This window comes from Paraburkholderia sp. DHOC27 (genome assembly GCF_003429005.1).
In the GTDB taxonomy this organism is placed as follows: Bacteria; Pseudomonadota; Gammaproteobacteria; order Burkholderiales; family Burkholderiaceae; genus Paraburkholderia.
This window is the reverse complement of sequence record NZ_QVQV01000003.1, coordinates 550,282-569,373: the sequence shown is the minus strand read 5'-3', so window position 1 is coordinate 569,373 and position 19,092 is coordinate 550,282. Positions and strand designations below refer to the sequence as shown.

The following is a 19,092-nucleotide window of genomic DNA, read 5'->3' as shown; positions in this document are numbered from 1 at the left end:
CCACACAGCAACACGGGTTCTTCTTTTTTTGCCATCGTCGGCTCTATTGAGGGATTGAAAATAGAGATCGACGAAGTGCGCCCCGCGAGTACTTCAAATCGCATGCTTCGTGAGTACAGCCACTTCACGAAACCGTACCCGCGTGCTCGCGCCGGCCGCGTTCGCAGCCGCGCCCGATCCCGAGCTGCTGACAGTGCTGCGGGCGCCTCTGTACTGAGCGGCGACCGTCTTCGCAGTGACCTCTCCCCTTTCGAGTCCTTCGCAATGGAGAAATGGGTGTGTGGTCTGAATTTTTGGGGGCAGTCCAGCCAGAAGGATTACTTCTTCGCCGTTATCGACGGCCTGAGAACCAGCTGGTCGCAGCCGCAACGAGTGAATGACGAAATCAGCCGTGCAAAGAAGATCATCTCCAACGTCAGACAATTTGAGAGAAGTGACATGCAGGTGAAGGCAGAGACCGAAATCAGGAGACTATTCCGAGTCTGAGCTGTCCCGCGGGCGAGAGTCCGACCTATATGCTCGCGTGAGAGTGTCGCACTCTCGTTGCGCCCGCATCGATCATCACAATACGAGTGCTCAGCAGGCGCGACTCGCTCTCCTGACCGAGCCGTCAAAGCTTAAGCAGCGCCTTGATCGACGTCCACTCCTTCGAAATCGACGGGTTCAATTTATCGAACGTCCCTGACGAAAGCGTGATCCCAGCCGTGGATTTCGCCGCTTCATACGACGTCAATGAATCGAGAGCCATCGCAGCAAACGTCGAGGCAGCGGGACGCGATTGAAACAATCGGTACACGTCGTCGTATGTCTTCTCGAATCGCATCCTCAACCACTCGAGTCGCAACCAGCGTGATACCAGCTGCTCGCTGATGACCACCTGCGACGCTGCCAGAATCACGCCGAGGTCGGACTGGCGATTAATTACACAGGTGAGCCAAAGCACTGCATATACGAGAAGCTTGATGCGCTCGACTCGTGCCATAGACAGAGCGATGGTTTTGCTGAAGAGGCTATTTTCGAGCAACTGTGCGGCGAGCTTCCTGTTCGGATCACGGGCATCGTTGTTGTAGTAGCCATCGGTCACTTCGTGACTAAGACTGACATCGAACGCGCGCCCGAAAAAGTCCTGACGACGTTTATCTTCAGCCCGGGGCGTCAGATACAACCGGGAAACCTGACCCAGAACAAACAGGACGATGGCATCAATCAAAAACCCGACCTGAACCCAATCGTAGATTCTCGGGTACACGCTCTTGTCGAGCAGCAGCGACAGAACCGACAAGACCGCGCCGACGTAAAACAGCCAGTCTGTCGCGGTATCGGCAAGCTCGACGTCATCGAAGTAGCGTTTTCGTATCGGATCTACGTTGGACATTTTTGTTTCAGAGAAAGCGTTCAATAACACCAGCAAATCATGTCCGGCGATGCCCGACCGGAAGATCCTCAAGCGGCCGTTCGTCCGATGCCATAGCGTCGACGGGGAGCCGACGGTGGATGCTCACCGCCGCCCGTCCATTTTCCCGTCGCCAGCCATTCCTCAAAATACCCCAGCCACTCGACGGCCCACGGAATGTACGTCTCAGACAATCTCATACCCGTAGACCATTCACGCGCCTTCGGCCACCACAGGCAGAGTTTTGTGCCCGGACCGTCGTGCAAGTAGGTATGCGGCGGGCGCTTGCCGTTTGCGAGAACACTCAGGTCGGGTTCCAGTACCAAGAGTTCGGGCACCTTGCGTCCGGCCGTCAACCGAAGAAGGCATCGGTATCTGCGCGCATACGGTCCGGGGGAGACCACGAACACAAAGCGCAGCTCCTTGCCGGAACACAAGGTAAATGAACTGTCAGGCAATCGCAACGACTCAAGATCCAGCGCCCGTGCAGCAAGACTCGGTGGTGGTGTGACGCGGCGCATTCAATCACCGTAGAACGTGTGCGGCTTCGACCTGGCGATGACGGAAGATGGGGCCGCGCCAGCGCCGATGATAGCCACGCGCCCCGCTTTCCGGCCCGCTTCCCGACGCGCCCGATCGTCCTTGAGAATCTCCGCCTCCGCCCGATCCCCGAAAACAGCGCGCACGATACGAACGACGGCATCCAGGCCCGCGCTTGCTTCGATCGCGTCAAGGAGCTCGCGCAGGTCCCGACAGACTCGGGCATGCCACTCGTCAAATGCCCCCTGGCGCTCACGTGTGTTCATGCTGCTTGCGAGGTTGTCGTAAGGCGACGACGGGTTCTGGAGATACCAGACTTCCCTGCCGCCGAAATCGCGCTCCCGCGTGAAATACCGCGGCATCGCCTCGACGATATCAAGCAGAAGATCCAGCGGCGTGGAATGTGCTTTCGGAGCCAGGTCAACGTACGCCACCGCTGCGAGGGTGGTGATGAACACAGACGAGGGAGCGAAATCCTCGTGACCGCTCGCCCTCCCGAACGCTACGTTCCGATGTAGTTTGAGCAGCAGTACGAGGCGGCTCAGCAATCGCTCGAAAACCTCATCGGCCTTCGGAAGGGGCGAAATGGACTTGCGAACGGAATCGGCCGCGAATGTCAGATGCTCGACGGCAGTGAAGACCGGCGCAATCGCTGCTGCACGCGCAAAGCTGCGGGTCAACCCGCGCGGATTCGTGGGTTCGTACGTTCGCAACTGGCGATCTGGGACACGGCCATGCGTGTCGCCATGCGGAGCCCAGGATAGCGGATCGTCGACAACCGGCGTGATGTCGGCGAACATGCCGCTCGCATATTCAAGCGTGACGCACCGTTCCCAGCGCTTGATCTTCAGACTGTGTGCGTTCGCATATCGCGACAGGACCGCATGCAGGTGGTTGATCAGCAATCCGGGACCGCCGTCTCCACCGTATCTCGACATGGCACGCTGATCGAGCCGGGCGACGAGATCGATGTCGAAGCCATCACGCGATTCGTCCGACGGCCTCAACAACGTTCCCAGTGCCCTTGAGCCATGGCAGTGAATGTTCGTCGTCAGACCGGCGAACTCCTCACTTTCGGCAAGATACTCCGCGGTGCTGATGTAGGAGGACTCGAGCGCCAGAAGTTGCGTCGACGTGGGTTCGTGCGAGCGCGCGATGGTATCGGCAAGGTGAAAAAACTGCGTCGCGGCACGGTGCGAAAAGGCAGGCCGCCGTTGCGGCACCTGCGACGTCGCCCCACGACCACCCTCCCTTTCGCCGTCCAAGGGGCTAATAGTCGGTGCTGGTGTACTCATTGCGCATTCCCCCCGCTCTCGAATTAGCGCTTATGTTTCGCGGGATCGGCCAGGGTGTAGGTCTGATGACGCCCGGGCGTAGGCGGCAGCGGACGGCCTTTCACACCCGTCACCTCGGTGCGAGTCACGTTATTGCGGTACAGCCCGGAGGACGGTGCCGGCGTCCCCGGTTTCAGTGCTTTCGGCATGATGCTCTCCTTCCGCTCAAGAGCTCCGCGCCGAATCCGACCACCGGACCCGCACGCGAAAAGGCGTTCGGTCTTCTTGCCTTTTCGGTTCGGAAGTCCGACAATGAAAATACTGGACTTCAGAATGATTGAAGTCAAGCATTTTTTTTATCGAAATTCCGAACATCATGCCAACTCTAGGCGAAAAGATCCGCACGCTGCGGAAACGGCAAGGGCTCACGCTCGATCAGCTGGCCCTTCAGGTTAGCGCGTCCAAGTCATCGATCTGGGAGCTGGAGAATAAGGAGAAGGCGCGCCCTTCGGCCGACAGGATCGATGCGATCGCACGAGCGCTCGGCGTCACCTCCGCGTATCTGCTGGACGACACGCAAACCGAGCCATCCAAGAAGGTTGCCGACGAGGCGTTTTTCCGAAAGTATGAACAGCTGGACGAGCCCGTTAAAAAGCAGCTCCAGGACATCCTCGAAGTTCTCGACCGAAAACGTGACTGATCAGCCTCTGTCACCGCAACGCGAAGCAATGAAGCTGGTGCAGCTCTGGCGAGCTGTACATGGCGCAGCCTTTCCGATCCGGGCTGGCGAACTGGCCATTGAATGGTCACGGCAGGTGTCGCCGGCTCGCCCTATCGGCGAAGTTCTAGCCCAGGATCTCGATGGCTTCGAGGGCGGACTGTTCTGGCTCCCCAAAAGGAAAGAATGGGTGATCCTGCACGCCCCCAATGAAGACGCCCCCGGGCGGGCGAACTTCACGATCGGCCACGAGTTCGGCCATTACGTGCTGCATCGCACGCGCGAGGATGCGTTCCGATGCTCCCAGAGCGCGACGCTTGGACTGGCGGCAAAGGCCATCGAACGCGAGGCAGATCTGTTCGCCTCGTATCTGCTCATGCCGATTGATGATTTTCGAGAACAGGTAAAGGGAAAGCACATCACCCTTGACGTCCTCGGAGAATGCGCCGCCCGTTACGGGGTTTCTCTGACGGCAGCGATCCTGAAATGGATCGACTTCACCGAGCACTCCGCGATCATGGTTTTCGCACGCGAAGGCATGCTTCACTGGTGGAAGGGCAGCACGAGCGCGAAGAGATCTGGCTTCAGCCATCTTCACGAAGGCATGGAACTACCGAAGCAATCGGTGGTGTTGCAACCTCGCTCAGGGAGTTTCGACGTCGACTCCCGCGACGGAATCGAGCATGAACGCGGAATCTGGTTTCCCGACACGAGAACTCGCGAGATGGTGGTGGTTTCAGATCGTTACGACATGAGCATTTCCCTGCTGATGCTCGATGGCCCGACGTGGGATGCAGGCGACGATGAGCTGCTGGCCCCACTCACGGGAACACCCTGCTTCTAAGCGGTGCCTTCATTGCCGTCAGCAATGCCATGGTGACCGGCCCCCGCGACCATCTCGTCATATCGGCCTGGTTGCCGCATACTGACCGTCGCCTCCCACCATCGCGCTCTTCTTACCGTACGGACTGACCACCGCTCGGCTCCTCTCGTCCCTTGATTACCGCTGAATCGCCCAAATCTTCATACCTAAGGCAGACAACGCAGTCACGCCGCTTATTTCACTCTGCAGAAGAAGAACTCAAAGAGGTGTAAATGGATTCAGCGCAGGACAAGATCACCGGCGAAATCGTCGAAGCCGAACAACTCTGGCTCATCCCCGAGGTCGACAAGGACCGGTACGTGTGCCGCGGATGTGGAATCAAGCTCACGCCCGCCGCTTATCGACCGGAGAATGTGGTCCGGCCATACTTCGCTGCGCGAGACGGCGATCACAAGCCGGCGTGCGATGTGGACGGAGAGAAAAAGCTCGTCACCAAGGGCAAGAAGAAACGCCTGACCACGCCGAAGGAAGGGTTTCCTGCGCCGTATCCGTCGAAGCTGGTCCTGCGCGATCTCCGGGCAATCACGGGCGAACCAAGCGGCGGCGACAATGACGCGACGGGAGGCGGAGGCACCAGACGGACGGGCGACGGCGACAGCGGCACATCAACGCCGAACCGTCGACGCGTCGCAAACACGATTCGCCCGATCTGCCGAACCTTCGTCAATTTCCCGTACGATCGGGATCTCGAATTGGAAGTGCCCGGCATCGACGCCACGAAATATCTATCCGTATTCAAAAAGCTGAAAAGGGACGAACTGGCTCGCTATCCGGACGCCCGGATCTTCTATGCCGCGATTCGGTGGAGCAAGCCCCTGGAGACTGACGAATTTCTCGAAGCCACAGTTGACGCAGGCGAGCGCGATCAGGAAAAGCGGCTTGCGCGCGGTCACCGCGTTCGTGTCGAATGGGCCGACTGGAGTAAGGCGAAGCGCACATACGTGCGCAATGAGATCGAAGCCGCCCGCAAAGAAGCGATTGCGGCAAAAGACAAAGGCTCCAAGGAGAAGGGGTACCTTTTCTTTGTTGGTGAACAAGACACCGACGACGCGACGCTGTTTCGTGTTACCGATCACCGGCTGATCTGTTGCCTTGTCGACGAAATCACATACCCGACGCTAAGCAAATGACCAGCTCACGCTAGCAATAGTCGCGGTGTAACCAACAGCTTGCTCAACACGACTGGCAGCGTTGCGTCCAATACCCGCGCGGCCGAACCAAGGCCGCCTTAGTTGCCAGAACGGTGCCGAGCGACGCGGTTTCCGATTTCGAGAGAGAGCGACTACGCACACGAAATCCAGCAGCAGGCCCAGTCGCGCTCGGTCGTGCCGAGCCAATGCGCGACCAATGAAGTCGCCGGATCTGTGCAACGCGACTCTCCGGCTATTCCGCGCGACTCGCATCGATGTGAAATGGCCCACAAGGAGCCGATTACAGCCCACTGACGGTCCTGCGAGCCCTTCGCCCAACCACCAGCCGCCCCACCCTTCAAAAGGCGTTGAATCCCTTTTTATCTGCTTCTGGGGATTCTCTCCTTTGCCCCTGCTCCCACGACAAAGACCTACCGCCCCTTCGTCAGCGTCTGCGCTTTAAGCGTGGGCTTGACTCGCACCGCCTGCCCGTCGTCCTTGGTGAAGTAGCCGACGACGTAACCGATAAACGCTGCCACGTGCGCAGCGTTTGCACCATCGAGCCGGTCAAGCACCCACGGCACATGCGACTCGATGCTGCGGCGGTAGCCCTCGTCGTGACAGTCGAACATCATCCCCTGTCCACCCGTCACACGACGCCAACGATCTCCCAAGCCGAACTTAAGCGCCTGTACGTGCGCATCGGTGAGCCCTCGCGGGTCGATGAGGAAGACACAATGAAAATGATTGGCGCCACTGCGGCCGCCCTGCTCCAGCTTGCAGACGTGTCCGACCATGCGCTCGAACAGATGCCTGTCAGCTCCGCGACGATTTCCGAAAAAGCTATCTCGATGCGCCATCGCAACAGCCGTATCGATGCGAGCACGCGTCTCCGGCCGCCCAAGGTTCATTGGCAGGCACGACGGCACCTGCATCCAGATCCCCTCGTTCGACGCCGCCCAGCTACCGCGCACCATTGCATCACTGGCGTCAAACGCGTCCTGCTGATAGTTAAGATCAACACGTACAGGCGTGAGGCCCTTGTGTTGACTCGTGAGCTCAGTGAGATAGCGGCCGACAGAATCCGCCTGATCGCGCAGGTTCGCTCGCGCATCCGCCAGCGTCTTCCTTATGCCCCGACGCACCGCTTCCGTGCGCAAGCAGGCGACGAAGTCGTTATAGAGATTCGCCGCCACGGCATGATCAACGACGCCACCCTGTGCGCCATAGCCGAAAACCTGAGCAAAGGGATGCTGCATAAAACAGTCGAAAAACAACTGCATATCCGCGCTATACGCGTAGCATGGCCAGTACAGATCCATCCACTGTCCGCATAAAGACAAGAAACCCGACAGGCTCCTGTAACCCGACACGCCAATCGGATTACGCACCGCCTGTTCTCGCCCGTATTGATGCCGGATGTCGAACGGAATCTGGTTCGTCTCCAGCACGGTATCGAGAAAGCTCTTCAATTGCTGCATGAGCTCATTGTGCTCACCGGCTTCCCAATACCTCGTTACGCCCGTCGGCGTCGATGTCGTTGCTGCCAACCCCGATACAAGGCTGTATTCGCCATGCCATTGTTTCCACTGGTTCATCCTGAATCTCCGTTGTTGGACATTCAATGGATGGCCCTAGTAACTTTTGCCTGGCTATCGCCTTCAGCGGTCTAATGCTTCATGTTTTCCATGCCAGATAACAAGTGCTATGAAGCCGCTCGATTCATAGCTCACATGTCTTCGCATGTGAGCGTATATCCTGATTATCTTAATAACGAGAGACGTTACTCTCATCACCTTGTCAGTGCGATACCTCTCTTACCTCTGGATCATTGATCATCCCCCTCTCTCACGTAAGAGGTCATTAGCATGACCCTCGTCTACATGACTCTCTAGCCTGCAACATAGGCTTCATCTTGTCATTTATTTTTATTAAGCAATAGACAATGAAATTCCTTTCTTTATTTAGTCGACAATATTACCAACCTCTTCTTTAATACCAAAGACTATCTTAATATAGGAGAGCGATCACGCACCCCGTAGATAATCATGATAAATAACCGCACACTTCCTGCATTTCATAGGAAAATTGCAATAAATTAAGCCAAATATCAACCGCATTTCCAATCCATCTCCCCTTACCGAAACATCCCGAATCTCTACTACGCAACTTGATAACACACCAAGAAGGTAACGGAGATTTTTGCTCATTACAAACAACGCCTTCGAGATGCAAAAATATTCGCGAGATTCACTCACCGGAAGATCGCTTTTTTGTTAGCCAGGAATTCGAAAATCGACAGTATTACAAGCAATCCACCCGTTTTTCGTCACAGCTCGCCGATCAACATCGACCTCCCGGAGTTGATCGCCAGCCACAGAGAACCGGCGATCCTCATTCTCCAGGTCATCTGATCGGCGAGATTGAGCTCTCGTGTTGGTCCAGAGGGTCCTAGCTACACCGCTACATCTGCTACGGTAGCGTATGTAGCAGTGAAATCTAGCAATAGTTACCATACTCGAGACGGATGGAACGGGGGCAGCGATCAGATAGTGATGCGCGAGCGTTGCCGACTACCAGGCCCGCAAGCTCAGCGAGCGCGAAAAAAAGCGCGCCGGAAAATACGGACGCGCCCGAATCAAGATTTACCCTGCGAAGCAACCATGACGATTAGCTCACCGCCATTCTCATTTTTCCAAGATTCACATTAAATGCTTCCCCTGGATTTATTCCAGAAATACACGAGCCTTCGAAGCAAGCAATTTGCCGCTTGCCAATGTGCTATCCAAGCACACGCCTCGTGTTTGCGCAGGCTGATGATGAAGGCTATTAGTCGCATTAAGTTCAGCGACATCTTGATTAACGACGGGTTGCGCTGGAGCAGGGCTCTGCGGATTCACCATGAACTGATTCATTTGCGGCGAGAAAAAACTAGCCTGCACGAATTGTTGCATCATCCACGGTGGATAAAAAACGATCCGGCCGCCCTTCTTTCCATAAGTTGTTGCAATTCGCCCCTGCTGTTCAAGCACGTTGATTGCCATCGCCAGCTTCTCCGGGTTATTGCGGATGCTCGAATAGTTGTTCAAATCGCGTTCCGAATATTGCCCCATCTTTATCTTGGAATACTTCACTGGATTGGCAGACGCCTGTTGCAACCAAGCGAAGAGCTTTTCCGCCGATTCGCTTTGCATTTGCAGCTCCGACGGTGCAAAGGTTGAAAATACGCGCGCGAATTCATGCGCATACCACTCGCACAACTCGATCGCCGATTTCATGGCCTCGGGCGATACGTCGCCGGTCTGGCCGGAGAAATAGTGGAACAGTCCGGCCACGCGCGCCGCCTGCTCCCCGAGCTTGCGGAAGAACGACTTGATATTTTCAGAGGACTGGCCGCAGATCAGCTCGTTATGCACGGTCTCTTTGAAGAGCCTCCAGTAGTACTTGGCGCCTTCCGACAGCTGCTGAACCGGACGTGCGTCGGGCGCAGGCACGGCCTGCGCAAGTATTGCGGCAATGCGCTCGTTGAACAGATCGAGCGCCGGTTCGGGCACTTCTTCGGTGATGGCCTCCTGGCCAACCCAGACGAAGCTTTTCGGAAAAGCGGGCAGCATTCGCGCAAGCAAGCCCGTGCTGAAGGCGTCGTCACCGCGATTCTTCATGTAGCCCCGGAACTGGTCCTCCTGCAGCATGACTGAGACGCTCAGGCGCGGGTTCGTGGCACGGCGACTGCCACTGACGAGCCCGACCGGCCGGTCTTCTCCGCTCCAGTAGCCGCTGAGCATCGCCGGCTGGCTGAATGTCATTCCGGTAAGCGCGGGCGCACCTTCCGGCGACAGGATCGCGACAGCGCCGTTGGCGATCAGTGCTTCACGCAACCCCTGCGGCGAAATCTCGGCGAAACGCAGCTCACGCGCCGAGGGCTTCACTGGTTGCGTCTTTTCATGCGCGAGACGTTGCTCCCGGACGAGCTGCGACTCTTCTGTTCCCGGGCTCACGTCGCGGTATTCCTTCGACAGCCGACGCTGGTCGTCGCTCCAGATCTTCAGCTCTGCCCGATAGTCCGGCATACGGGCGGAAGCGTCTTCTTCACATTTGCGCTCGAACGCCTTGATCGCTCGCAGAAAGCGTTGCTCCATTAGCGATTTGCCGCCGCTGCTGTTGCTCACAGTCAGCAGAAAGAGCGAACACGGTGCCGGCGGAAAGCTCGGGCACTGGACGTCGACGAAATTTTGGCAGGCGAGCGACACGGCGGCGAGAGCTGCATGTGCGGCGAGCTCGACCGGCGCGCGCAGGTTCGCGCTGACTTCAAATACCGCGTTGCGGATGAGATCCGGCAGCGCCGGGCTCGGGTAACACCCCTGCACCGTGGGAAAGTGATACATGTCGGGGGCGCGCTCAAAGTCAACGATTGGCATATTGCCCCCGTGCTGCTTGTGTTGCTGCCTGCATTCCCTGGGTACCGTAGCGCGCGCCATACAGCCGGTTCAAGCTGCCGGCCTTCGGCTGACCGCAACGGAGAAACTTGCGGATCCCATCCTGCGTCGGCTTGAGATGCCCAGTCACGACAGCCTCATGAATTCTTTTGATCAGCAAGTCTTCGCCGAACGTGACGGGACCATCGGCACTTTTCCCAGCAGTAACCGCGCACCCCGGCGCGACCATTGCGTAGTCGTCGGTCGCGTTCACGCGACCCTCTTTCGTGATGGGGTGCACCGGTACGACCGCCTGCTGGCTCTGCGCGACCGCAGCGCTTTCTGGCGATACCGCCTCACGATCGAATTCGACTGCGCTCCGGTCGGACACGACTGCGCCGCGACCGGCTGCGTGGCCTGACACGCCCAACGCCAGCAACCAACTCACGACAGACGCACCTTCGAGTACGACCGCACACGCGACACCCATCATCAGTTCGAGACGGTCTTGGGTCGTGTCAAACCAGGAAGCGACTGTCCACGCGACCGGATCGGCGCGCAAAGTCGCACGCAGCGCCTCGATGCGATCAACCTGCTGGCTCCGCCGGTCCTCTTCGGCTTCGCGGCGTCGTGCCTCGCCAGCTTCAGCGTTCAGTGCCGCCAATTGTGCGACCAAGATCGCCGTATGGGCCTTGAGCGACGGACAATCACCTGTGCAGCGGCGTACTTGAGCATGGGCCAGCTCCGAGCTGACATTCGCAACATCTCGCATGATCTCCGTAAGCGTGCGGCCGGGCGGCACGCCGATACCGGCCAGCATAGTCGTTGCCGGAACGGTCTCAGCGCGCCGGTTGCCGGCGTGTTGTTGCGAAAGCATGAAGAAGCTAGCCTGGCCGTACATTACGACCGCGATGCCGATGCCCCACAACGCAGTAGCAAGGATACGCGCGAGAATACCGAGCGTGCGCCAGCGAGCAGGCAACAGATGCACGTAGAGGACAGCAACCGCGCCGAGCGCGACCTGAATTGCGCGCTCGGCCGGCAGACCGCCGCGCGCCCAGCCCGATTCGGCAGCAATGACCAGTGACGTCGCCGTGGCCGTAGCTGCGAGAACCAAGGCCATAACGCTAAGTACATTTGGCCTTGGGTAGTCGTGTAAAGGCATCCGTGCCGCTTGGGCACGAACGGAATCTGATAACAAGTGCTGCATATCAACTCCTCTGAATTGCCGTCTATACGGCGGGAGTACTATTGAATATGCAGCAATCGTCCTGCGTTCCCCGGTTTCCCTGCTCTCCCCAGTCTCTGCCTCGTCTCCGGATATCCGCGAGAAGACTGGATATCGGTGCGAGTACATTCTGGCCACCGGAAGATCGACTACCCGGGTCTTGCTCCCCGTAGCCCACCGCATCCGTTCTTGCAACGGCGCTTATGCCAGGACGCAAGAGTCTTACTGCAAGCCTCCAGATCGTATTCCTTCTCGCCGCCCTTCGTCTTCGCCCAAAAAACCGCTTTCCCAGTCACTTGTATCAACACCCCGTCTCCATCCTTGGGCGTATTCACCCAAGTGCCCAAACGTCGAAAAATGGTATCCGGGCCGGCGAACTGTCCGACCGCCAGCTCAATCTCCCAGGCGGCCTGAAGCGCCAATTTGGTAATGGCAATTGCCCCAGCGGGAACACACGGAATGGGGGGCAATTCCGAAAGTGCTTGTTCATGACTGTCACTTGGCGATTTCGCCTCACAGGGTGCGCTGTCGTGATCCGATTTTGGCCGTTGACCTGTGGAGTCCTCTCGCTCATATGTCTCCGTCTCTGAAAACTGAACGCGCAGGCGTTGACTCTTGCAGAACTTGACCAGATCGTCTCGAAAAATATCTGCCGTCTGCGCCCACCAGAATGCGTCGCCGTCGACTGGCGGTTCGGTCACTGTACCCAGTCGCCAGCTCCAGAGATCGAGGTGCCCGCTACGGGCTGCCATCCGAATTTGCTCGACAAGCCGCACACGTACCTCTTGCTGCAGGCGCGTGCAATGCTCACACGGTCTTCTCTCCGTCGATTGCTCTTTCGTAGGGCCGCCGTAGTTCAATGAATCGACCAGCCTATAGACCGCGGGGTAAGAAATTTGGTCCGTCCGAAGATGATGGATGCACGGATGCAGAACCTTGGGAATGAAGTCCAAGACCGTCGAGACGCTGTAGCGCTGTCCCCTCGGGAATTCAACGGTATAGCGATATTCAAAGTCTTCTTCACTGTTCATGTGGGTCGCCTGCGAAATTTATGGGCGAAGAGGCACGACATCGGCAGAGCCGTGCTAAAGAAAAAGTCACGAGCGGGAAGCGTCGAAAGCACGCTACTGCGCTTCAGGAAAGTTGCAAGACGACGGACAGCCTTCCGCACCGTCGATTTGCGCAACGAGCAACATACGGCCATCCAACTTCCTCAGATCAGATCAATCAGCAGTGTTCTTCGGTGAGTTGGCCATCGAGTCTCCAGAAAACAGTCGCGATGGCGATTAAGAATCTCGCGGCAGGGTTCAACCACCGATTGACAACTCGGATGGGCCACATCACTCGCCAACCTTGCCACCATTCAGCAATCGCTTGGCCGTCTCGACCGGCCAGAGCAGCCGACGATTCGGAAGCTTTGTCGGTCTAACGCCGTGGTAACTACCCGTTTCAGAGTAACGCTTGCGTACCGACTGCGGTTCAACAGCTAACACCGCCGCAAACTCTTCTGTCGAAAGGTGCTCCCGATTCTGCGGCAACGGCATAGGCGAGCGCGACGACGAATTCTTGTACTTCGCCTTGCTGTCGACGCCCGGCTCGCCAGCAGCAACAAGCTTGGCAGTAAGCACGTCGACCTCATTGGCCTTTTGCTCCGCGTATTCGACGATCGCCAGCGGAATTACGTCGAGGCGACCAGCATCCGCCGTGTAGCCGGTGAGAGACCGACAAAGCCGAAGACAATCGGTCTCGATATGCATGTCGTCGCACCAGATCAGAAACGTGTCCGGCCGAAATTCGGTCGGCGTGACCTCACCACTTTCCTGATCGTCTTCGCACCGCGAAAGCCACTTCCGCCAGATACGGTGAGCAACCGAAAAGCGTACATTGTCTCCGCTGGAGAAGATTCGGCCATCAAGGCCGACACCCCTATTGGGAATATCACAGCAGTCAGACGGCGGGTGAATCCCCGATACGATCAACGCTCCTTCCATCGGCGTCCAGGTCGGCCGGTCTATGTACGCCTGCAACGCGGCATAAAGCTGCCTTGCGGCAGCAATGCGTTCTCGCGGTGATTGCTCGCTCGTCATAGCCTCGACGTGAACTTTCGATTCTTGAGCCACAAAATATTAATCTTTCCCCGCTGAAACCCGCTGCTGAATCCATGCATCGACATCGGCCTGCAGATAGCCGACAGTGCGCGCGCCAAACGACACTTTCTTCGGGAACGTAGGATCGTAGTATCGCGACTTGCGATTCATCTTTTCGTAGAGCATCGACACTGAGATTCCCGTCAGCTTACTCACTTCGCTAATGCGCAGAACGGTGCCACGCAAGGCGACAGGAGCTCTTGTAGAGTCGTCTGATTCGCTGGCAGCAGCGACGGCCTGCGAGACTGAACCATGCGGCGGGGCTGCACGATGCGGTTCATTCGCGCCGCTACCACACGACTCATCGCTGCCCGAACGTACTACCTCTGCACTCGCTTGACTGATGGAGACGCCGCGCGTGGGCGCTGGAAGAGTACCCGGGTCTCGTCGGCCATCTATCGGTTTCCGCGCGCTTGCCTTTGCCTTCCGATACCCAAAGCCGTGTCGATACAGATAATCGATAGCGGCTTTGCGGGAAAGGTAGGCGTCTGAAACAGGAGCAAGCCGGCTCAGCCGAGTATGCCCTCGGTCGAGAATTACTATTGCGCCCGAGGAGCATTCATCTGCCAATGTCGCGACGTGATACTTGACCGTTTGCTCTTGCCGTTGGTGCTGCAGGCCAACATAGGCATCCGTCACAAGTATCGGCTCCCACAGCCAGTCGCGAGCCTTCTCTCGGAATGCCTGCATGAATACTTCCCTGCTTCGGTCTGACAACGGGTACCGCAAGGGCGGCAAATCTGGCAATATCCTTTCCAGACTCTCCCGGTCCGTATCCGTCAGCTTGTGCGGGAACTGTAGGTTAGACGTCAACTTCCAAATCTGTCGCTCGGTTGCGCCGCGTTCATTTTCCATCACTTCGCCACGGAGCTCGAACTCGAGCTGTTCGTCGCGTTCAATAAGTGCTGGCAACGGGAAGGCCCCCGGAATATCCGCCCGAACGGCGCCTAACAGTCCTGTTTCCTGCGACGCTTTCCTGAGATCGGGGGCCACCAACTTTCCCGTCACGCAATAAATACCAGTTGCCCCTTCTTCCAGCACTGGGTGGATCGCTCTCGCTATGGCGCGTGCAAACTCTCCGCAATGGATCAGTTCGTCGAGCGGCAAATCAACAACAGAAACGGTCATATTCCTCCCGTGATCAGATCGACATCAGGCGGCTACAGCGCGAATTTTGAGAACGTCGCCAGTTTCGGACTTCAACTCGTCAAGATAGTCGGCCCACCGTTGCATCATTAACACCCGATCATCGATAAACTTGGTCCGGTTATAAGCGGTCCCCAACGCGTCCGGTACTTTATGTGCCAGCTGGTGCTCTATCACCTCACCTGGGAATCGCAACTGTTCGTGCAAGATGGTACGAGCCATTGCGCGAAACCCGTGCCCAGTAATTTCGGTCTTCGTGTCAAATCCCAGTCGCCGCAAGGCCGCATTGATCGCAGCGCCGCTCATCGGTTTTTTGACGTCTCGCCCGGGAAACACGTGCTGGCGGTGACCGGTCAGGCCTTGCAGCTCTCGAAGAATGGCGACGGCCTGTCGCGCAAGCGGCACCAGGTGGTCTCTCTTGGTCTTGGAGACCGTGTAGCGCCACTCGGCCTTGTCAAGGTCGAAGTGTGACCATTCGGCTGTACGCAGCTCACCGGGACGCACGAACAGCAGTGGTGCGAGACGCAGTGCACACTGGACGACGAATGTTCCCTTAAAGCCGTCCAACGCACGCAAGAGCCCAGCGACCTCCTTCGGTTCCGTCATCGAGGCGAAATTCTCATGGCGAGCAGGCGGCAGTGCTCCGCGCAAGTCTGCACTGACGTCTCTTTCTACCCTCCCGGTCGCCACGGCGTAACGAAACACCTGACCGCAATTCTGGTGTACGCGATGCGCTGTATCGCGTGCACCGCGCTTCTCGACCCTACGCAAGACGTCCAGCACTTCCGTTGCGCGGATATCCGCGATGGGCCGCCCCCCCAACCACGGAAAGACGTCGTTTTCCAACCGAGCGATAATTTTGTCGCCGTGACTCTTCGCCCAGCCAGGAAGCTGCCCAGCAAACCACTCCCGAGCGATGGTCTCAAAACTGTTACCAGCTCGCTGGACCGCCGCAGCTTTTTGTACCTTGCGATCGAGTCCCGGATCGACACCGTTCGCAAGAAGCTTCCGCGCGCTATCCCTTCGATCGCGGGCATCCTTCAGGGTGATTTCGGGATAGACACCTAGGGAGAGGCGCTTTTCCTTTCCGGCGAACCGGTATTTAAAACGCCACCACTTGCCCCCGCTCGGGGCAACTTCCAGATAAAGGCCACCGGCATCGAAAAGCCGGGTTGGCTTATCGGCCGGCTTCGCGTTGCGGACGGCTATGTCGGTAAGGGGCATTTTGGGGCAACTCCTTCTTTAGTCTTGTACTTGCCCCTATACGTTGCCCCCAGTTGCCCCTGGATGTCAATGGACCACATCGTAGATCGCCGGAAATAAAAAACCCCGCGAGCCTTATGCTACGCGGGGTTTTGGACTTTTCCAGAACCGCTTTGGACCTACTCGGACGTTCTGTTGGTGGAGAGGAGGAGGATCGAACTCCCGACCTTCGCATTGCGAACGCGACGCTCTCCCAGCTGAGCTACCCCCCCACGAGTGGAAATTATTCTAGCACAAGGTTTTTTCGAAATCTGCGATGCGGAAGCAACTCGTTGCCGAGCAACAAATTTGCGAACGATCGCCAAAATAGTGTGAAAGAACAGCTCGAATCCTCGACGGCGTGAAGACCGGCGATCCCCGCGACCGAAAGATTTCCTGAGTGAACGCGTCCACCCGTAAAAACCCCGCTGAACCAAGTTCCAAATCACCGACCCAACGAACCCGTTCGCTGCAGAATCAACGAATCATCCCCCTAATCGGGATACTCCGAATACTTCCGCGAATCGCCCCGAACCTTTTCAGCCGGATACTTCGCGCGGTTGATCTCCATCTTCTCCAGACACGCTTGATAGAGATCCACGTCCAACTTGTCCGCCAGACGAACCAGGTACAGCAACACATCCGCCATTTCGTGACGAACCGCGGTGTATCTGGCCTCATCCAACTCGCTCTGGTCACCCGTGTTCAGCCACTGAAATGGTTCAAGTAGCTCGCTCGCCTCAACGCTCAGCGCCGTTGCCAAATTCTTCGGCGTATGAAACTTGTTCCAATCGCGCTCGTCGGCAAAGTGTCGAAGGAGGTCACGCAGGCTGCTTAGATCGCTTTGCATCGTAGAGTCTCTTGAAGTGGTGACTTTCCCGCAAGGCTAACTCAGCGTGACCACCCAGTCTCGCGGAAGGGGCGGGGCCGTCAGCTACCTAACTTTGCCAATTGAGGCCACTGTCGTTCCCGGCCGCAAATTACACCAGCAACGCCGCAATATGACAGAGTAGGACGACAGCCTATTCGTGCGCGCCCGAGACGTCCCACTGTATTTGCCTCAAAATCCCCCTCAACTTCTCCCCCCGCCCCGGATTCAAAAAACAAACCTGCGCGACCTTCCCCTCCAGATGCGCGCGAAAGTCACGATGCCCGTCACGGTTCTGTCCTTCCACCCCATACCTGACGCAATTTGTCAGCGTGGCCTTGAGCGCATCAAACTCATCCCTCGCTAGATTGGGTCGTTGATTCACGACCACCCCAGCCAAACGCTGCCGCGCCGCGCGCCGCATCACCCGAGTCTTCCGCAACTGAATCGAAAACCCCTCTTCCATCGCGATCGCCGCCACACGCACGGCCAGTCTCTCAACACCTCGCGCCAATTCTCGACCGCCAGAGAAAGCCAGATCATCCGCATACCGCGTATAGGACGTGCACATCGTCCGAGCCAACCCCGCTAGCCTCAAATCGAGCCGATAAGCACACAGGTTCGCCAACGCCGGCGACGTCGGCGCGCCTTGGGGCAAATGCCTCGTGCGATAGCGCTGCTTCTCCTGCCAGTCGAATCGCTCCCGTACGTCATCTGCGAGCAAGCGCGCACTCGGAACCCGATTCGTGCAGATCGCGGTCAACGCCCGCGCCACTTCCAGCGGATAGCCCAGCGTGCGCATCAACGCGTGAACACGCCCCGCGTGCACCGAGGCAAAAAAGTCCGCGAGATCGAATCGCACCACCACGTCCTTTCCAAGGTGCGGCGTCGCATAGCTCGCGGTATTGCGCCCTTTGCGAAAGCCGTGCGCGCACTCATGCGGCGGCACATGTTCGAGCAAACCTTTGAGGATTTTGCGCTGCAGATCTCGCAGGCGAGATTTAGGCATCTCGATCAACCGACATCGTCCGTCGCGTTTCTCGATCGCCTTGTAGGAATAGTGATGAAGGGGTGTACTAGACGCTTGTGGCATGACACGCCACTGATCAGCGAACCACCCAAGGTCCGCATCGTCCACTTCAAGCCACGCGGCCAGATCACCCAGCGTCGGAAGCTGCGGCAATGCGACGTGCGCAAGGCGAGGCGGCGGCGCGACCTGCTGCGGTGCGCGCTTCAGCACGCGGACCACGACAGGGCGTTGATGTTCGTTATGCCACGCCAGTTGGAAGCTCTCCGTTGCCGCGATCATTCTGAGCAACTCGTCGCGCTTCACGTGTTCCCACCTCGCGGCAAAGCGCCTGGAGGTCGTGCGCGCAATCCCCGTCATCCAATCCGCGCGGACACCCAACGCAGCCGTCATACGCGCGACTAGCGCATCGGGCTCAGGAGGCCCGGCGAGCATGGCATCGGCGATGGCAAAGGTGACGTGTTGCAGCGAGGATAAGCGCATGGCGAAGAAAAAGGCGGGCCGACGAGTCAACGCGACTGGTGCTGCGTGAGCCCAGCTACGCAAGGCGTGGAGAAGGCTCATGCGACGAACTGCGGAGATCATGCTGATCCACGGGGTAACCCCGTAGTGCCTGGAACGTATCCTTCCCGTACCCCGGCAAGCTTGACCCGCCGTCCCGCGCGCTGAAGATAATCGAGCTGCTCTGTCGTGTCAACGCTCAGTCGTTCTTAACATTTCGCAAAAGCACCTTGCCATTCTCGTACGTCAAGAACGCTTTCTGTCAAACCTCGTCAACGCCCGGCACTTCAAGATCCATCAACGCCGAACTAACCGACTTCCCATGCGCATCCATCGCCAACGACCGTGTCACCCCGCCACCCAGCGCATCCTTCATCACAAAGTTCATCGCACCGATCAGCGGCAATTCATAGCGTGTCACCTCACCGCGCACCACATCCCGCAGATGCGCTTTCACCCGCTCCGGCGTGACCTCTCGCAGCAAATGCGCATAGTCACGCTCGTCATAGCAGATCACCGAAACATTCAGCGTATTGCCTTTATCGCCGGTGCGGGAATGCGCGAGTTCTCGCAGTTTCAT

The 19,092-nt window shown here is 57.8% G+C and carries 17 protein-coding genes and 1 tRNA gene; 4 read left to right on the top strand and 14 right to left on the bottom strand.

Features of this window, described 5'->3' with window-relative positions; all coding sequences use genetic code 11:
• The first annotated feature begins 54 nt into the window (after positions 1-54).
• Positions 55-486 carry a hypothetical protein gene (locus tag D0B32_RS32275; protein WP_147329526.1) on the top strand — a complete coding sequence of 144 codons (432 nt, stop codon included), beginning with the start codon at positions 55-57 and terminating at the stop codon, positions 484-486.
• A 124-nt stretch (positions 487-610) separates the two neighbouring features.
• On the opposite strand, the gene D0B32_RS14590 is transcribed toward D0B32_RS32275, so the two are convergent.
• The 3 genes from D0B32_RS14590 to D0B32_RS32545 form a co-directional block, all read right to left on the bottom strand.
• Complete coding sequence (locus D0B32_RS14590) at positions 611-1,375, bottom strand: hypothetical protein (protein WP_117334877.1); 765 nt, start codon at positions 1,373-1,375, stop codon at positions 611-613.
• A 539-nt stretch (positions 1,376-1,914) separates the two neighbouring features.
• Entirely contained in the window at positions 1,915-3,228 is a 1,314-nt protein-coding gene (locus D0B32_RS14580; RefSeq protein ID WP_259295003.1) for a nucleotidyltransferase, read from the bottom strand.
• A 23-nt stretch (positions 3,229-3,251) separates the two neighbouring features.
• A complete protein-coding gene (locus D0B32_RS32545) occupies positions 3,252-3,416 on the bottom strand; it encodes a hypothetical protein (protein WP_181969806.1) in 165 nt (54 codons plus the stop codon).
• Positions 3,417-3,583: 167 nt separating this feature from the next.
• On the opposite strand from D0B32_RS32545, the gene D0B32_RS14575 reads away from it, so the two are divergent.
• The 3 genes from D0B32_RS14575 to D0B32_RS14565 all read left to right on the top strand — a co-directional run bounded on the left by D0B32_RS14575 (position 3,584) and on the right by D0B32_RS14565 (position 5,938).
• A complete protein-coding gene (locus tag D0B32_RS14575) occupies positions 3,584-3,907 on the top strand; it encodes a helix-turn-helix domain-containing protein (protein ID WP_117334875.1) in 324 nt (107 codons plus the stop codon).
• 28 nt (positions 3,908-3,935) lie between these two features.
• Entirely contained in the window at positions 3,936-4,769 is an 834-nt protein-coding gene (locus D0B32_RS14570) for an ImmA/IrrE family metallo-endopeptidase (protein WP_259295002.1), read from the top strand.
• Positions 4,770-5,020: 251 nt separating this feature from the next.
• Positions 5,021-5,938, top strand: coding sequence for a hypothetical protein (locus D0B32_RS14565; RefSeq protein WP_117334656.1), 918 nt, complete (start codon positions 5,021-5,023; stop codon positions 5,936-5,938).
• Between the two features lie 431 nt (positions 5,939-6,369).
• On the opposite strand, the gene D0B32_RS14560 is transcribed toward D0B32_RS14565, so the two are convergent.
• The 11 genes from D0B32_RS14560 to D0B32_RS14510 all read right to left on the bottom strand — a co-directional run bounded on the left by D0B32_RS14560 (position 6,370) and on the right by D0B32_RS14510 (position 19,092).
• Positions 6,370-7,536 (bottom strand): hypothetical protein, encoded by a 1,167-nt coding sequence (locus D0B32_RS14560; RefSeq protein WP_117334655.1) that lies wholly within the window; start codon positions 7,534-7,536, stop codon positions 6,370-6,372.
• A 1,128-nt stretch (positions 7,537-8,664) separates the two neighbouring features.
• Positions 8,665-10,356: a DUF3987 domain-containing protein gene (locus D0B32_RS14555; RefSeq protein WP_181969805.1), complete on the bottom strand. Its 1,692-nt coding sequence runs from the start codon at positions 10,354-10,356 to the stop codon at positions 8,665-8,667.
• Positions 10,343-11,476: a hypothetical protein gene (locus D0B32_RS14550; RefSeq protein WP_117334653.1), complete on the bottom strand. Its 1,134-nt coding sequence runs from the start codon at positions 11,474-11,476 to the stop codon at positions 10,343-10,345. Before D0B32_RS14550 ends, D0B32_RS14555 begins: the two co-directional genes overlap by 14 nt.
• A 254-nt stretch (positions 11,477-11,730) precedes the next feature.
• Positions 11,731-12,612 (bottom strand): hypothetical protein, encoded by an 882-nt coding sequence (locus D0B32_RS14545; RefSeq protein ID WP_117334652.1) that lies wholly within the window; start codon positions 12,610-12,612, stop codon positions 11,731-11,733.
• Between the two features lie 309 nt (positions 12,613-12,921).
• Entirely contained in the window at positions 12,922-13,701 is a 780-nt protein-coding gene (locus D0B32_RS14540) for a hypothetical protein (protein WP_259295001.1), read from the bottom strand.
• Positions 13,702-13,707: 6 nt separating this feature from the next.
• The gene (locus D0B32_RS32920; protein ID WP_259295000.1) at positions 13,708-14,856 is read right to left on the bottom strand and encodes an AlpA family transcriptional regulator; all 1,149 of its coding nucleotides are present in this window, start codon (positions 14,854-14,856) and stop codon (positions 13,708-13,710) included.
• Positions 14,857-14,880: 24 nt separating this feature from the next.
• On the bottom strand, positions 14,881-16,098 hold the full coding sequence (locus D0B32_RS14530; RefSeq protein ID WP_117334650.1) for a phage integrase central domain-containing protein: 1,218 nt from the start codon (positions 16,096-16,098) through the stop codon (positions 14,881-14,883).
• A 175-nt stretch (positions 16,099-16,273) separates the two neighbouring features.
• Positions 16,274-16,349: transfer RNA gene (locus D0B32_RS14525), tRNA-Ala, on the bottom strand.
• A 260-nt stretch (positions 16,350-16,609) separates the two neighbouring features.
• Positions 16,610-16,966, bottom strand: a complete 357-nt coding sequence (locus D0B32_RS14520) for a nucleotide pyrophosphohydrolase (RefSeq protein WP_117334649.1) — start codon at positions 16,964-16,966, stop codon at positions 16,610-16,612.
• A gap of 172 nt (positions 16,967-17,138) precedes the next feature.
• A complete protein-coding gene (locus D0B32_RS14515) occupies positions 17,139-18,575 on the bottom strand; it encodes a reverse transcriptase domain-containing protein (protein WP_310591193.1) in 1,437 nt (478 codons plus the stop codon).
• Between the two features lie 199 nt (positions 18,576-18,774).
• Complete coding sequence (locus D0B32_RS14510) at positions 18,775-19,092, bottom strand: hypothetical protein (protein ID WP_117334648.1); 318 nt, start codon at positions 19,090-19,092, stop codon at positions 18,775-18,777.

Bases quoted from the DNA above. Each gene is read 5' to 3' on its own strand.
- D0B32_RS14570 (WP_259295002.1), top strand. From the start codon at position 3,936: ATGAAGCTGGTGCAGCTCTGGCGAGCTGTACATGGCGCAGCCTTTCCG.
- D0B32_RS14510 (WP_117334648.1), bottom strand. From the start codon at position 19,092: ATGAAACTGCGAGAACTCGCGCATTCCCGCACCGGCGATAAAGGCAAT.
- D0B32_RS14545 (WP_117334652.1), bottom strand. From the start codon at position 12,612: ATGAACAGTGAAGAAGACTTTGAATATCGCTATACCGTTGAATTCCCG.
- D0B32_RS14560 (WP_117334655.1), bottom strand. From the start codon at position 7,536: ATGAACCAGTGGAAACAATGGCATGGCGAATACAGCCTTGTATCGGGG.
- D0B32_RS32920 (WP_259295000.1), bottom strand. From the start codon at position 14,856: ATGACCGTTTCTGTTGTTGATTTGCCGCTCGACGAACTGATCCATTGC.
- D0B32_RS14515 (WP_310591193.1), bottom strand. From the start codon at position 18,575: ATGAGCCTTCTCCACGCCTTGCGTAGCTGGGCTCACGCAGCACCAGTC.
- D0B32_RS14520 (WP_117334649.1), bottom strand. From the start codon at position 16,966: ATGCAAAGCGATCTAAGCAGCCTGCGTGACCTCCTTCGACACTTTGCC.
- D0B32_RS14550 (WP_117334653.1), bottom strand. From the start codon at position 11,476: ATGGCCTTGGTTCTCGCAGCTACGGCCACGGCGACGTCACTGGTCATT.
- D0B32_RS14590 (WP_117334877.1), bottom strand. From the start codon at position 1,375: ATGTCCAACGTAGATCCGATACGAAAACGCTACTTCGATGACGTCGAG.
- D0B32_RS14565 (WP_117334656.1), top strand. From the start codon at position 5,021: ATGGATTCAGCGCAGGACAAGATCACCGGCGAAATCGTCGAAGCCGAA.
- D0B32_RS14530 (WP_117334650.1), bottom strand. From the start codon at position 16,098: ATGCCCCTTACCGACATAGCCGTCCGCAACGCGAAGCCGGCCGATAAG.
- D0B32_RS14555 (WP_181969805.1), bottom strand. From the start codon at position 10,356: ATGCCAATCGTTGACTTTGAGCGCGCCCCCGACATGTATCACTTTCCC.
- D0B32_RS14575 (WP_117334875.1), top strand. From the start codon at position 3,584: ATGCCAACTCTAGGCGAAAAGATCCGCACGCTGCGGAAACGGCAAGGG.
- D0B32_RS32545 (WP_181969806.1), bottom strand. From the start codon at position 3,416: ATGCCGAAAGCACTGAAACCGGGGACGCCGGCACCGTCCTCCGGGCTG.
- D0B32_RS14580 (WP_259295003.1), bottom strand. From the start codon at position 3,228: ATGAGTACACCAGCACCGACTATTAGCCCCTTGGACGGCGAAAGGGAG.